Consider the following 13,940-nt stretch of genomic DNA (forward strand, 5'->3'; position numbering starts at 1 on the left):
TGATTCAACTTCCTATCATATTACTTTATCTCATTATTGCATTGATTTTTTTTCTAATCATTATGATTACATATTTAATCCATTCATTAAAATCTGAGAAAAAAATAAGTCATGAACAAACGCAACGTTTAGACAATTTATCTATAAAAGTTGACGAGTTAAAACTAGAGTCATACGAAGCAAAATTGAATCCACATTTGTTCAAAAATATTCTCAATTCGATTCAATCCAATGCGTACCAAACCTATTATACGATTGATAAATTGGCAAATGTGTTGGATTATATTTTGTACGAAAGCAAAGACAATTTTGTGACGATAAAAGATGAAATAGATTTCACTAAAAACTTTATTGAAATTAATAAAGTAAAAGTTTCGCCTTTGTTTGATTTTCAAGTTAAAACCAAAATTGATGAAACTTCACCTTACTATCAAGAAAAAATTATTTTACCTTTATTAAGTATTGATTTTATTGAAAATGCTTTCAAACATACCGATTTTCAACAAGCAAATTCATTCATAAAAATTATGCTTGAATTGAATAATAGATCATTTCAAATTCAAGTCATCAATAAAATCTCTCCAAAAAATAGTTTGAAAAAAGAAACTGGCGGACATGGAAGTCAATCATTAGAACACCGCTTGAAAATGGTTTACGACGACGATTTTTCACTTTCTAAAACTATTGAACAAGATATTTTTGTAGCCAACTTAAAAATAAATCTACATGAGTTTTACACTAAAATGCATACTAATTGACGACGAAATTCTTGGTTTAAAGTACCTGAAAATGTTGTGTGAACAAATGGAAGACATTGAAGTTGTGAAAGCTTATGTTAATCCTGAATTATTCATTAACGAAATTGAAAATCTTGATTTTGACTTTTGTATTTTAGATATCGAAATGCCTAAAATAAATGGTTTACAGATCGCTAATTTATTAAAAGAAAAACCGTTTATTTTTTCCACTGCTTATAAGGAATATGCTGTTGATGCTTTTGATTTAGATGGGACAGATTATATTCAAAAACCAATCAAAAAAGAGCGTTTACAACAAGCTGTTGACAAAGTAAAAAAACGTTTACAAAATAATTTTTCGACACAAAATAATTTTGTACAATTAAATTCAGACAAAGGAAAAATTTTGTTGCAGTTTAATCAAATTTTGTACATTACAACTTCTACCGTTGACAGCCGTGATAAAATGGTTTATTATCAAGATTTATCGTTCTTGATTTTGAAAAATATCACACTCGATGCATTATCAGAAATGTTACCCGAAAAAGATTTTGTTCGCATCAATAAACGAGAAATAATTAGCTTACATCATATTAAATATTTTCACTCAGACAATGTTACTTTAGATGTTTTATCAAAAGAAAATAAAGTAATTAATTTGGTGTTAAGTGAAGTTTACAAAGCTAATTTTATTGCTCAAATTTCAATTTGATTACAAAAAAAATCCATTTCATTACATTTTACTCAAGTTTAAAAAATATTGATATTTTTCTGTAAATTAATTTCTGACTTTTGTTGAAAATTAACGCCATGAAAAAATCGACAAGAAATTCTATTTTTTATATAATAATCATTCTACTTTGTTCAATCATGATGTATTTTATTGTGATTAAAGCAGAAGAAATGGAAGCTGGGAAACATGTTGTTCATGCTGCAAATGGAAGCAATTACTTCAATGATTTCATCAACAGTATTACACATAATATTGGACACCCTCTTGCTATTTTATTAGCACAAATTGTAACCATTATATTTACTGCAAGGGTTTTTGGATGGATTTTTAATAAAATTGGACAACCAACTGTAATTGGAGAAATTATTGCAGGTATATTCCTTGGTCCTTCTTTCATTGGAATGCATTTCCCAGAATTTTTTGGAGGTCTTTTCCCTAAAGAATCGTTAGGAAACTTAGAATTTATCAGTCAGATAGGTTTGATCCTATTCATGTATGTTATCGGGATGGAATTAGACCTGAAAGTGCTAAAGAAAAATGCACAAGATGCCATAGTTATTAGTCATGCAAGTATCATTATTCCATTTACACTTGGTTTAGCTCTAGCTGGATTAATTTATATGGAATTCGCACCAGAAGGAATTAACTTTTTATCATTCGCTCTATTTATCGGAATTTCGATGAGTATTACAGCCTTCCCCGTTTTGGCTCGTATTGTACAAGAACGCGGAATTAGTAAAACTCGCTTAGGTTCTATTGTAATTACTTGTGCAGCTGCCGACGACATCACGGCTTGGTGTTTATTAGCTGCGGTTATCGCCATCGTAAAAGCTGGATCATTCGTCAGTTCATTATATGTTATATTACTAGCAATTGTTTACGTTATCGCGATGGCTCGTTTCGTTCGTCCATTCCTAAAACGAATTGCAGACGTACATTCAAGCAAAACAACGCTTACAAAACCTATCATAGGAATCTTTTTCTTGGTCTTAATTATTTCTTCATACTTAAGTGAAATCATTGGAATTCATGCATTATTTGGAGCTTTTTTAGCTGGAACAATTATGCCTGAAAATGTAAAATTCAGAAATTTATTCATCGAAAAAATAGAAGATGTTTCATTGGTTTTATTACTTCCTTTGTTCTTCGTTTTTACAGGTTTGAGAACACAAATTGGATTATTGGATACGCCACATTTATGGCAAACAGCGGGATTGATTATTTTGGTAGCTGTAACAGGAAAATTCATCGGAAGTGCAATTGCCGCCAAGTTTGTTGGACAAAACTGGAAAGATAGTTTAACTATTGGTGCTTTGATGAATACACGAGGTTTGATGGAATTAGTCGTGCTAAACATTGGATATGATTTAGGGGTTTTAACACCAGAAGTTTTCGCTATGATGGTCATAATGGCTTTGGTCACAACTTTTATGACAGGTCCAGCTTTGGATTTAATCAATTGGATTTTCCGCAAACAAAAAACAGAAAATGAACTTTCTGAAATTAGTCAAAGTCAGAAATATAAAATTTTAATTGATTTTCAAACACCCGAAAAAGGTGCTGAATTGTTGCGAATAGCTAATAGCTTTATCAAAAAACAAGACGAAAATTCACTTGTTTCTGCAATTCATGTGATGAAAAGTAGCGAAGTGCAACATTTCAATCTTGAGGATAGAGAAGCAGAAATTTTCGAACCGATTATTGAGGTTTCCGAAGAGTTACACCAAGATGTAACAACCATGTTCAAAGTTTCTACCGATATGGTTTTTGAGACAATAGATGTTGCGCAAAAAGGTGATTACGATTTGATGTTGATGGGTGTAAGAAATTCTATTTATTCAGGTTCGTTGTTAGGAAATATTTTAGGATTTACGACAAAAATTATTGATCCTGATATTTTGATTGGTCAAGTTACTGGAAAAGAAAACATGTTTGATCATTCAATTTTCAACGAAAGAACGAAACAATTATTGAACAAATCAACTGTTCCTGTTGGAATTGTTTTGGACAAAAATTTCACAAAAGCTGAGAAAGTTTTTCTTCCTCTTTTCGGAAATAAAGATGCCGATTTACTGAAATATGCACAACGTTTAATCTCGAATAGCGAATCTCAAATTATTATTGTAGACGTGAGCGGTTACACAAAACGTCATTCAGAAGTAAAAGAAATTATTCGTAGTATCGAAAATATTGCTCCAAATCATATTAGTCTTTCGTACAAACAACAACTGGATAAAGAGTTTTTAGATGAAATGGATTTGATGATGATTAGTATGGAAAGTTGGAAAAACTTAATCGAAACAAAAAGTATTTGGATTTCCAATGTACCAACAACATTGATTATTTCGGAGTAAATCTTCTTCATTCAAGATTTATATATTCAATTACAAAAAATAAATCCAGCTTAAAAGCTGGATTTATTACTTTATATTATTCAAATCGATTAAACATCAATTTTTGCATAGTGTGCATTTTTCTCGATAAACTCACGACGAGGCGGTACATCATCACCCATCAACATAGAGAACACGCGATCTGCTTCTGTTGCATTGTCAATCGTTACTTTACGCAACGTTCTGTGCTCTGGATTAAGAGTTGTATCCCATAATTGCTCTGCGTTCATTTCCCCAAGACCTTTGTATCGTTGAATTGTAACTCCTTTACCAGAACCATCTGTAGAAAATTCTGCAGTTAAACGTTCACGATCTTTTTCATCCCAAGCATATTCTGCTTTCGCTCCTTTTTTGATTAAATATAAAGGTGGCGTTGCAATGTAAATATGTCCTTGCTCAATCAATTCTTTCATGTAACGGAAGAAGAATGTCAAAATTAATGTCGCGATGTGAGAACCGTCGACATCGGCATCGGTCATAATTACAACCTTGTGGTAACGTAATTTTGAAATATTAAGTGCTTTCGAATCTTCTTCAGTTCCGATTGTTACACCTAAAGCTGTATAAATATTTTTAATCTCTTCGTTATCCAAAACTTTGTGCGCCATCGCTTTCTCTACATTCAAAATCTTACCACGCAATGGTAAAATTGCTTGAAAATGACGATCACGACCTTGTTTTGCCGTTCCTCCGGCAGAATCTCCCTCGACTAAGAATAACTCAGATTCTTCTGGCTTACGAGAAGAACAATCCGCTAATTTCCCTGGCAATCCGCTTCCTCCCATAGGATTTTTGCGTTGTACCATTTCACGAGCTTTCTTCGCTGCCTGACGAGCTTTTGCTGCTAAAATTACTTTATCAACAATTTGTTTTGCTTCTGTTGGATTCTCTTCTAAGAAATTCGTTAACATTTCTGCCACGATTTTATCAACCGCAGGAGAAACCTCAGAGTTTCCTAATTTCGTTTTCGTTTGACCTTCGAATTGAGGCTCCATTACTTTTACCGAAATCACTGCTGTTAATCCTTCACGGAAGTCATCTCCAACGATTTCAACTTTTTCTTTTGCAAGATTAAAGTTTTCTTCAGCATATTTTTTCAATGTACGTGTCAATGCACGACGGAAACCAGATAAATGTGTTCCACCTTCGTGTGTATTGATGTTATTTACATACGAATGTACATTTTCGTTATACGATGTATTGTATCGCATTGCAACCTCAACTGGAATTCCATCGCGTTCACCTTCCATGAAGATTACTTTGTCCATAATAGATTCGCGGCTACCGTCGATAAACTCAACAAATTCTTTTAATCCTTCTTCAGAATGAAAAGTTTCTGTTACAGGATTTCCATCAGCATCTTTTTCGCGTTCATCAACCAATACAATATTGATTCCTTTGTTCAAGAAAGCTAACTCACGCAAACGATTTGCTAAAGTAGAATAGTTATATGTTTGTACTTCTTGGAAAATTGTATCATCTGGCGTAAAAGTTACTGTTGTACCACTTTTATCAGTCGTTCCAACTTCTTTTACATCGTACAAAGGTTTCCCTTTCGAATATTCCTGAATATATTGTTTTCCGTTCTTGAAAACTTCTGCCGATAAATGGTTAGAAAGTGCATTAACACACGAAACTCCAACACCGTGCAAACCTCCAGAAACTTTGTACGTATCTTTATCAAACTTACCACCTGCACCAATTTTCGTCATTACAACTTCTAATGCAGATTTTCCTTCTTTTTTATGTAAGTCGACAGGAATACCACGTCCGTTATCTTCGACACGAATCGAGTTTCCTTCTAAAATTGTTACCTTGATTGTATCACAGTATCCTGCTAAAGCTTCATCAATAGAGTTATCAACAACCTCGTAAACTAAGTGGTGTAATCCTCTAACTCCGACGTCTCCAATGTACATCGATGGACGAAGACGTACGTGCTCCATTCCTTCTAACGCTTGGATATTATCCGCCGTATATGTGTTATTACTCATAATATGTCTCTAACTTTTTAAAACAAACAAATATAGTGAATTTTGACGAGAAAACCTCTTAAAAAGAACTTAAAGTATTGGATAAAATAACGTTTTAAAATTTAATTTTTGGATTAATTCAATAATTATTGTGTTTAAACTTTTTTACTAAGCAAAACGTGATATAACTCTTTAATCTCTTTTTATTTTCATTTTTTTCTTGATAAAAAAACGAAACAAAAAAATCAAGGTTATAAATCTTTGACTAAAAATTATCAACACTTCGATAATGATTTAAAAATTCACATACGTTCATTAAATCATTTATAACCTACGCTTATTCAATTTTATTAACGTCAAAGCTTTAAATACCATTATTTTTAAACCTTAAAAAAAAGAAAAATAGCTGAATAATTAAAAATCACTATTTGAAAGTTTAAACAAGATTATTGTTAAAATAAAAAACCGAAATCAAATTGATTTCGGTTTTCAAGTATATAATTTCTATAAATTAAATATCTTTCTTTTCTAAATAAACGACTTTCTTCGTTTCGAAGAAATCTTCGTCAAAAAAGTTTTGAATATCAAACAAAACAGCATTTGGAAAACCTGCTAATTCTTCTGTCAAATCACCTCCTTTTAGATATAATAAGCCATTAGGAAAAGGATTAATCGCTTCTTTTTTAAATTTTCCTCGAATCCATTCTGCGAATCTTGGCATTGCTGTCACCGCACGAGAAACCACAAAATCGTATTTATCTGTTAATTCTTCGGCACGTTTTTGTTCTGCTTTTACGTTCGTCAAACCTAAACCGTCAGCCACACCTTTTACAACCTTGATTTTTTTTCCGATAGAATCTACCAAATGAAACTGAACATTCGGAAACAAAATTGCCAACGGAATTCCTGGTAAACCACCTCCAGTTCCTACATCCAGAACAGAAGAACCATCTGCAAATTCCATCACTTTTGCAATCGCTAAAGAATGTAAAATATGGTTCGTATAAATTTCATCAATATCTTTTCGAGAAACAACATTGATTTGATCGTTCCATTCTTTGTACAAATCACCAACTTTCGAAAATTGTTCGATTTGTTTTTCCGTTAAATCAGGAAAATATTTTAAAATTAAATCAATCATTGCTTAAATAATTTCTGAAACTCGCTGACAAACGTAATCTAACAACTTTGTATCGTCTTCTGTAAACGGATTAATTTTATGCGAATCGATATCAATTTGACCAATATTTTCTCCATTTTTGAAAATTGGAACAACAATTTCAGCTTTCGTTTCTATTGAACAAGCCAAATAATTATCTTGTGCATAAACGTCTGGCACAACAAAAGTTTCGTTAGATTCTGCCACTTGCCCACAAATTCCTTTACCATAAGGAATTATTGTATGATCGGTAGCTGCACCAACATAAGGTCCAAGTTTTAGTTCATTTTTATCTCCATTCTTGAAATAAAATCCCACCCAATTATAGTATTCAACTTCGTCACTCAACAATTGACAAATCTTTTGTAATCTATCTTCCGTAGAAATTGCGCTATCAATTATGACATCCACGCGTTTATGTAAATCTTGCATTTTGTTACTTCTAAAAAAGCAAATTTATTGATTAATCATAACTTAATCAAAAGTTGACGTTTTTCATTTATATTTGTTCAAGATTTTTTAACCAAATGAAAGAATTTAAACCTTTATTGTTATTCCTTGCACGTTTTTTAGGAACTTACATTATTTTAAGTTTAGCTTATAAATTGTATTTGGATCAATATTTACCGCACAATAACCCTGATCCGTTTACAAAATTAACGTCAGATGTAACAGCTTTTGGCTTGAACAAATGTGGTTTTTTTACTTTTTCTAATATTGCAGAAAATCAGCCTTGGATGCGTTTGGTAATGGACGGACAAGTGGCGTCTATTGTAAATGAAGGTTGTAATGCGATTTCTATTTTGATAATTTTCATAGCGTTTATCGTTGCTTTTTACACGAATTTCAAACAAACTTTTTTGTTTATTTTGTCTGGTTTAGCAATTCTTTTTGTGATGAATATTTCGAGAATTATGTTGTTAAATTATATTTTTAGATACCACGCAGAATATGGTAAAATGGCGCACGATTATCTATTCCCTGCAATTATTTATGGTTCAATCGTGATTCTTTGGATTGTTTGGATCAAATTTTTTGTAACAAAATACAATAAGCAAAATGCTAAATAAATATTTACGTTATGCAATTGCAGTTTTACTTGTTTTTGGATTAATATTAGTCCGAAAATTTGAAGATATTTTATTTTATGATCCTTTCTTAGAATACTTTCATTTTGTTGGACATTCAAAATTTCCTGAAATTGATTTACCAAAATTAAACGCAAGTCTGATGGTTCGCTATCTAATTAATACATTATTAACGGTATTAATTGTTTGGTTTATTTTCTGGAAAAAAAGTTACGTTAAATTCTCTATCATTATTATGATTATCGGATTAATCGTTCTTTTACCAATCTATAATTATTTGATTTCAACACATTTTTCATCAGGCGAAATGGTTTTATTTTATGTGAGAAGATTTCTCATTCAGCCCATGTTTTTATTAATTTTAGTTCCTTGTTTTTATTACCAAGAAATACAACATAAAAAAACGGTCGAAAATTAATTTTCGACCGTTTTTTATTTTTTATTTTGACTTTGAAAAATATCTTCCAAAAATTTTATTTTTTCTTCTTCAGACATCGGTTTTTCTCCATTATCATTTAAAGTAATCCCTGTTAATTTATTATTACGAACCGAAAATAATAAATATGAATTTAAATCTATATTTCCTTTTACTTTCTCCTTAAATATTCTCCAAATTATATAATTAGAGTTTCTCTTTAATTCTGATACTAATACTTTTTCTCCGGTTTTCCAATAATCAGTCTCCCATTTATAATATTTCTCTAAAAGTTCACTTTCAGACAAACCTGTTTCATAAAATTCATATTTTTCTGGTTTCGCTACGACAATCATTAAGCTAACATCGGTTTTCTTATTAACAAAATGATATTGACTTGAACTTTTAAGTTGTCCTTTATGTTCCCATTTTCCAGGGAATTCAAAATATTCTTCATTAATGATATAATGAGAAACTTTTTGAGCATTAACAAAATTTGAAAAAAATAATATTACAAAAAGAAATGTAATTTTTAAAAAACTATTTGCTTTCATAATTACAATCCCGATTCTTCTTTTTCTTGTTGCGCATCTAACTTTGCTTGCTCTTTTGCAGCTGCTTCTTGTGCTTTTTGTTCTGCAACTTTACGTTTTTCTTCGTTTGCAATTTCTGCATTCGCTTTGTTCACTGCTTTGTATTTGTACAACCAACCTAAGAATCCACCAAGTATAAATCCAACTCCAGCACCTCCTGTTATTCCGACTAAAAATTCTTTGTCCGCAAATAATCTTGAGATATCTAAATTTGTAAAATAGTACATTGCAACGCTAATCGCAATCAACAAAAATCCAATAAAAGTAGAATAGGTCATCGTTATATGTTTTTAAAATAAATCTTGTAACATTCTTTGGCGAACAGCTTCGTACAAAATCGCTCCAGCCGCAACCGAAACATTCAGTGAAGCAGTTTGTCCAGCCATAGGCAATTTAATAATTTTATCCGAAATTTTAATAATAGAATCCGAAACTCCATCTTCCTCACTTCCCATCACAATAGCTGCAGGAACAGAGAAATCTGCATCATAAATAAATTCTGCTGATTTTTCAGAAGCACTAAAAATTGAGATTCCAGCCGATTGTAAATATTTAATAACATTCACTAAATTTCCTTCTTTACAAACCGGAATATTGTACAACGCTCCTGTCGAAGTTTTGATCGCATCTGCATTTACAGAAGCCGAACCTTTTGCTGGAATAATAATTGCATCAACACCAACACATTCTGCTGTACGAGCGATTGCACCAAAATTACGAACATCAGAAACACGATCTAAAATCAAGATAAAAGGTGTTTTTCCTTGTTCCCAAATTTGAGGTAATACATTTTCGATTGAATCAAATTCGATTGGCGAAATAAATGCATAGACTCCTTGGTGATTTTTTCCTGTAAAACGATTTAGTTTTTCTACAGGTACATAACTTACAGGAATTTCATATTCAGTGATTAATTTTCTCAATTCAGAAAAAATTTCACCTTGTAAACCTTTTTGAATAAAAATTTTGTCGATTGTTTTCCCTGCTTCAATCGCTTCTATTACTGGTCTTAAACCAAAAATTCCCGCTTCGTTTTTCATAAGTGCAAAGATAAAAAATTATACGTAACTATTTACCTATCCTTCTCTTCAATTGTTGTAAATAATTTGGAAAGCTCATATACAACATGCAACCAATAACAATTAGCGAAATCATTGAGATTAAATTTAGTTTGATATGAACAATTTTTGACACAAAAACAACCACCAAAACAACATTAAATAAAGTTTGGAAATAAAAATGTTGCGCAATTTTTCGTCCAAAATCTGATTTGCTATACGAAGCAAAAAACATAAAAAGCACTAAAATTGTAAAAATTAAACTAATTTTCATTCTAAAAAAAATCACTAAATTTGAAAGGTTAAATATACTCAAAATGCAACAATATCACGATTTATGTAAAAAGGTTTTAGCAGAAGGCGCTTTTAAAGAAGACAGAACGGGAACAGGAACTAAAAGTATTTTTGGTTACCAAATGCGTTTCGATTTGTCGAAAGGTTTCCCTTTGGTGACGACTAAAAAATTACATTTAAAATCGATTATCTACGAATTGTTGTGGTTTTTGAAAGGTGATACGAATATCAAATATTTAACAGATAATGGTGTAAGAATATGGAACGAATGGGCTGACGAAAATGGTGATTTAGGTCCTATTTATGGTCATCAATGGCGTTCATGGGGGAAACCAAATGGAGAAGTTGTTGACCAAATTAAAGTTGCGATTGATCAAATAAAAAATAATCCTGATTCACGTAGAATTATAGTTTCTGCTTGGAATGTTGGAGAATTAGATCAAATGGCTTTAGCTCCATGTCATGCATTTTTTCAGTTTTATGTGAATGATGGAAAATTATCGTTGCAATTGTATCAACGTAGTGCAGATATTTTCTTAGGTGTTCCATTCAATATTGCGTCATATGCGTTATTACAAATGATGGTTGCACAAGTTTGTGATTTAGAAGTCGGCGATTTTGTGCATACTTTTGGAGATGCACATATTTACAAAAATCATTTTGAACAAGTTGAACTACAATTAACACGCGAACCTTTTCCTCTTCCAACAATGAAAATCAATCCGAATGTAAAGGATATTTTTGATTTTACATACGAAGATTTCGAATTAGAAAATTATCAAGCTCATCCTCACATCAAAGGAATTGTAGCAGTTTAATCATAAAAAAACACTTAAAGTCTCCAAATTGGAGGCTTTTTTTGTAACTTTTCGAGAAAATTATCAACCAATAGAAATAAATTTTTACGATGAAAAAACGAATCCTTTGGCTTTCATCAGCCTTTATTATATCAAGTCTTACTTATGCGCAAGTAATGACGCCACCGCCGAGTTATAACGAAAACCAAACGAACAAATTAGATATTTATCGTGCAGAAGCAGAACGAATTAATAATCTTGTTCATACCAAATTGGATCTTAAATTTGATTATGCAAAAGAGCACGTTTTAGGTGAAGCTTGGGTAACATTGAAACCACATTTCTATGCTACAAACAAAGTTACATTAGACGCAAAAGCAATGTTGATTAGCGAAGTCGCTTTGGTAAATGGTGCTACAAAAAAAAAATTAAATTATAAATACGATGATTTACAATTAGTCATCGATTTGGATAAAGAATACAAAAAAGATCAAGAATATACACTTTACATCAAGTATACAGCGCGTCCAAACGAAGTAAAACAAGAAGGAAGTGCGGCCATAAACGATGCAAAAGGTGTTTATTTTATCAATGCAAAAGGTGAACGACCAAATTATCCAACTCAAATTTGGACACAAGGCGAAACTGAATCTTCTTCTTGTTGGTTCCCGACAATTGATAAAACGAATCAAAAAACTTCACAAGAAATCACGTTAACATATCCTGATAAATATGTTTCATTATCAAATGGAACAATGAAATCTTCGAAGAAAAATTCGGACGGAACAAAAACTGATTATTGGAAATTTGATAAAAAACATGCGCCATATTTATTCTTTTTCGGGATTGGAGATTACGCAGTCATCAATGATAAATGGAAAAATATCAATGTTGATTATTACGTAGAACCAGAATATAAAGATGTTGCAAAGCAAATTTTTGGTAATACACCAGAAATGATTCAGTTCTTTTCTGATAGATTAAACTATCCTTATCCTTGGGATAAATATGCACAAATGACGGCTCGCGAATATGTTTCTGGAGCTATGGAAAATACAACAGCTTCTTTATTTCATGATGGTGTTCAGCAAAAAGCTGGTCAATTAGTCGATGAAAACACTGCTGAATATGTTATTGCGCACGAATTATTTCACCATTGGTTTGGAGATTTAGTTACGGCTGAAAGTTGGGGAAATTTAACAGTGAATGAATCGTTTGCTAATTATTCTGAATATTTATGGTTTGAATATAAATACGGAAAAGAGAAAGCGGATGAGCATCGTTACAACGAAATGTTTGGTTATAAACAAGGCGATGGACCAACGAAAAATTTGGTTCGAGTTCATTACAATTCTCGCGAAGACATGTTTGATGGTGTTTCGTACAACAAAGGTGGAATTATCTTACATATGTTGAGAAACTTCTTAGGAGATGATGCTTTCTTCAAAGGTTTGAACAAATATTTGAAAGATAATGAATACGGAAAAGCTGAATCTACTCAATTACGATTGGCTTTGGAAGAAGTTTCTGGTCGTGACTTAAATTGGTTTTTCAATCAATGGTATTACGAAAATGGTCATCCAAAATTAACAGTTGTTTCAGATTATTCTTCAGCAAATAAAAAAATAAAAGTTGTTGTTCGTCAAGATGCTTCAAAATTATTTGAATTTCCTTTTGCGATTGATATTGTCGAAAATGGAAAAACAACGCGTCAACAAGTTTGGGTTCCAAAACAAGCCGAAACTGTTTTCGAATTTGCAGCAAACCAAAAACCTGATGTCGTTATTCCAAATGCGGATCAAGTTTTATTAGCAGATATCGACGATAAAAAACCTGTTGAAGATTTTATTGCGCAATACAAAGCTGGAAAAGGAAATTACACGACACGTTTATTAGCGATTGAAGCAATGGCAAATGCGCAAGCAACTAATCCAAAAGCGGCTGATGCCTTGGTTAATGCTTTAGATGATTCATTTGATGGATTAAGAATTTATGCGATTCATAAATTGGACACAAAATCAAAAACGATTGTTGATAAAGCTTCATCAAAATTAAAACAATTGGCTTCTAATGATCCTAAAACATTGGTTCAAGCGGCTGCTTTAAGTGCTTTGAATGATGCCAATATTTATGATGTAGCAATTTTCGAGAAAGCTTCAAAAAGCCCTTCATTTAGTGTTCAAGGAGCCTCGTTAACTGGAATCTTAAAAAATAATCCTTCAAAAATTAATGATTTAACAACTAATCTTGATAATGAAGTGATTAAAGGTTCACCAGATTTAGCAATGGCATTAGTTCCGACTTGGATCAAAAATAATCAATTGGATAAAGCTGCTTTAATTTCGGAATCTGCTGCGATGTATGAATTCGTAAAATTCCAAGATCCAGAAAAAGGAAAAATTGCTGAACAAGCTTTCAATTGGATTATGAACAATGACACACCAGATGCAACGGCTGAAATTGCTAAAACATATTCGCGTTATTATCCATATTTGAAAGAACAAAATCCACAAGCAGGACAAGCTGTGAAAATGATGGCTGAAAAAGCATTGCAAGTAAAAACGAATGCTGCAAAAACAATTAAATCAGCAACTATTGCAAAACAAGTGGAGCAATTACAAGATGCTATAAATAAAATGAAATAATTCACTAAAATTATTATATTTGTTAAGCTATCCTTGCAAGAGGATAGCTTTTTTT

14 protein-coding genes are annotated in these 13,940 nt (G+C 31.7%); 7 read left to right on the top strand and 7 right to left on the bottom strand.

The genetic code is table 11. The features are described from left to right. The first annotated feature begins 62 nt into the window (after positions 1-62). The 3 genes from ACTS9J_RS14530 (at position 63) to ACTS9J_RS14540 (ending at position 3,824) form a co-directional block, all read left to right on the top strand. Positions 63-758, top strand: coding sequence for a sensor histidine kinase (locus ACTS9J_RS14530; protein ID WP_291062017.1), 696 nt, complete (start codon positions 63-65; stop codon positions 756-758). Between the two features lie 31 nt (positions 759-789). Further along, positions 790-1,449: a LytR/AlgR family response regulator transcription factor gene (locus ACTS9J_RS14535; RefSeq protein ID WP_416410441.1), complete on the top strand. Its 660-nt coding sequence runs from the start codon at positions 790-792 to the stop codon at positions 1,447-1,449. A 158-nt stretch (positions 1,450-1,607) separates the two neighbouring features. After that, on the top strand, positions 1,608-3,824 hold the full coding sequence (locus ACTS9J_RS14540; RefSeq protein ID WP_448353408.1) for a cation:proton antiporter: 2,217 nt from the start codon (positions 1,608-1,610) through the stop codon (positions 3,822-3,824). An 89-nt stretch (positions 3,825-3,913) separates the two neighbouring features. Here ACTS9J_RS14540 and gyrB read toward each other — a convergent pair whose 3' ends face one another. From gyrB to ACTS9J_RS14555, 3 genes are all read right to left on the bottom strand, one after another. After that, complete coding sequence (gene gyrB / locus ACTS9J_RS14545; protein WP_125349786.1) at positions 3,914-5,857, bottom strand: DNA topoisomerase (ATP-hydrolyzing) subunit B; 1,944 nt, start codon at positions 5,855-5,857, stop codon at positions 3,914-3,916. A 490-nt stretch (positions 5,858-6,347) separates the two neighbouring features. Then, positions 6,348-6,974 carry a 16S rRNA (guanine(527)-N(7))-methyltransferase RsmG gene (rsmG, locus tag ACTS9J_RS14550; RefSeq protein WP_125349806.1) on the bottom strand — a complete coding sequence of 209 codons (627 nt, stop codon included), beginning with the start codon at positions 6,972-6,974 and terminating at the stop codon, positions 6,348-6,350. A 6-nt stretch (positions 6,975-6,980) separates the two neighbouring features. Then, positions 6,981-7,427 (bottom strand): GAF domain-containing protein, encoded by a 447-nt coding sequence (locus ACTS9J_RS14555; protein WP_038332644.1) that lies wholly within the window; start codon positions 7,425-7,427, stop codon positions 6,981-6,983. A 95-nt stretch (positions 7,428-7,522) separates the two neighbouring features. On the opposite strand from ACTS9J_RS14555, the gene xrtF reads away from it, so the two are divergent. Both xrtF and ACTS9J_RS14565 read left to right on the top strand, forming a co-directional pair. Continuing rightward, on the top strand, positions 7,523-8,065 hold the full coding sequence (gene xrtF, locus ACTS9J_RS14560; protein ID WP_221854516.1) for an exosortase family protein XrtF: 543 nt from the start codon (positions 7,523-7,525) through the stop codon (positions 8,063-8,065). After that, positions 8,055-8,501, top strand: coding sequence for an exosortase F system-associated membrane protein (locus ACTS9J_RS14565; RefSeq protein WP_125349788.1), 447 nt, complete (start codon positions 8,055-8,057; stop codon positions 8,499-8,501). Before xrtF ends, ACTS9J_RS14565 begins: the two co-directional genes overlap by 11 nt. Before the next feature lie 14 nt (positions 8,502-8,515). Here the strand turns inward: ACTS9J_RS14565 and ACTS9J_RS14570 are convergent, their stop codons facing one another. The 4 genes from ACTS9J_RS14570 to ACTS9J_RS14585 are packed head-to-tail and all read right to left on the bottom strand — an operon-like array spanning position 8,516 to position 10,423. After that, a complete protein-coding gene (locus ACTS9J_RS14570) occupies positions 8,516-9,052 on the bottom strand; it encodes a hypothetical protein (RefSeq protein ID WP_286495525.1) in 537 nt (178 codons plus the stop codon). 2 nt (positions 9,053-9,054) lie between these two features. Beyond that, complete coding sequence (locus ACTS9J_RS14575; protein WP_219034412.1) at positions 9,055-9,369, bottom strand: hypothetical protein; 315 nt, start codon at positions 9,367-9,369, stop codon at positions 9,055-9,057. A 12-nt stretch (positions 9,370-9,381) separates the two neighbouring features. Next, positions 9,382-10,131, bottom strand: coding sequence for a 23S rRNA (guanosine(2251)-2'-O)-methyltransferase RlmB (gene rlmB / locus ACTS9J_RS14580; RefSeq protein WP_219034413.1), 750 nt, complete (start codon positions 10,129-10,131; stop codon positions 9,382-9,384). Between the two features lie 28 nt (positions 10,132-10,159). Further along, positions 10,160-10,423 carry a hypothetical protein gene (locus ACTS9J_RS14585; RefSeq protein WP_221854513.1) on the bottom strand — a complete coding sequence of 88 codons (264 nt, stop codon included), beginning with the start codon at positions 10,421-10,423 and terminating at the stop codon, positions 10,160-10,162. 43 nt (positions 10,424-10,466) lie between these two features. Between ACTS9J_RS14585 and ACTS9J_RS14590 the strand changes: the two genes are divergently transcribed. Further along, entirely contained in the window at positions 10,467-11,261 is a 795-nt protein-coding gene (locus ACTS9J_RS14590) for a thymidylate synthase (protein ID WP_180905207.1), read from the top strand. Between the two features lie 89 nt (positions 11,262-11,350). Further along, positions 11,351-13,885: a M1 family metallopeptidase gene (locus tag ACTS9J_RS14595; RefSeq protein WP_286495522.1), complete on the top strand. Its 2,535-nt coding sequence runs from the start codon at positions 11,351-11,353 to the stop codon at positions 13,883-13,885. Positions 13,886-13,940: the final 55 nt, after the last annotated feature.

The organism is Empedobacter sp. ULE_I140 (genome assembly GCF_053482575.1).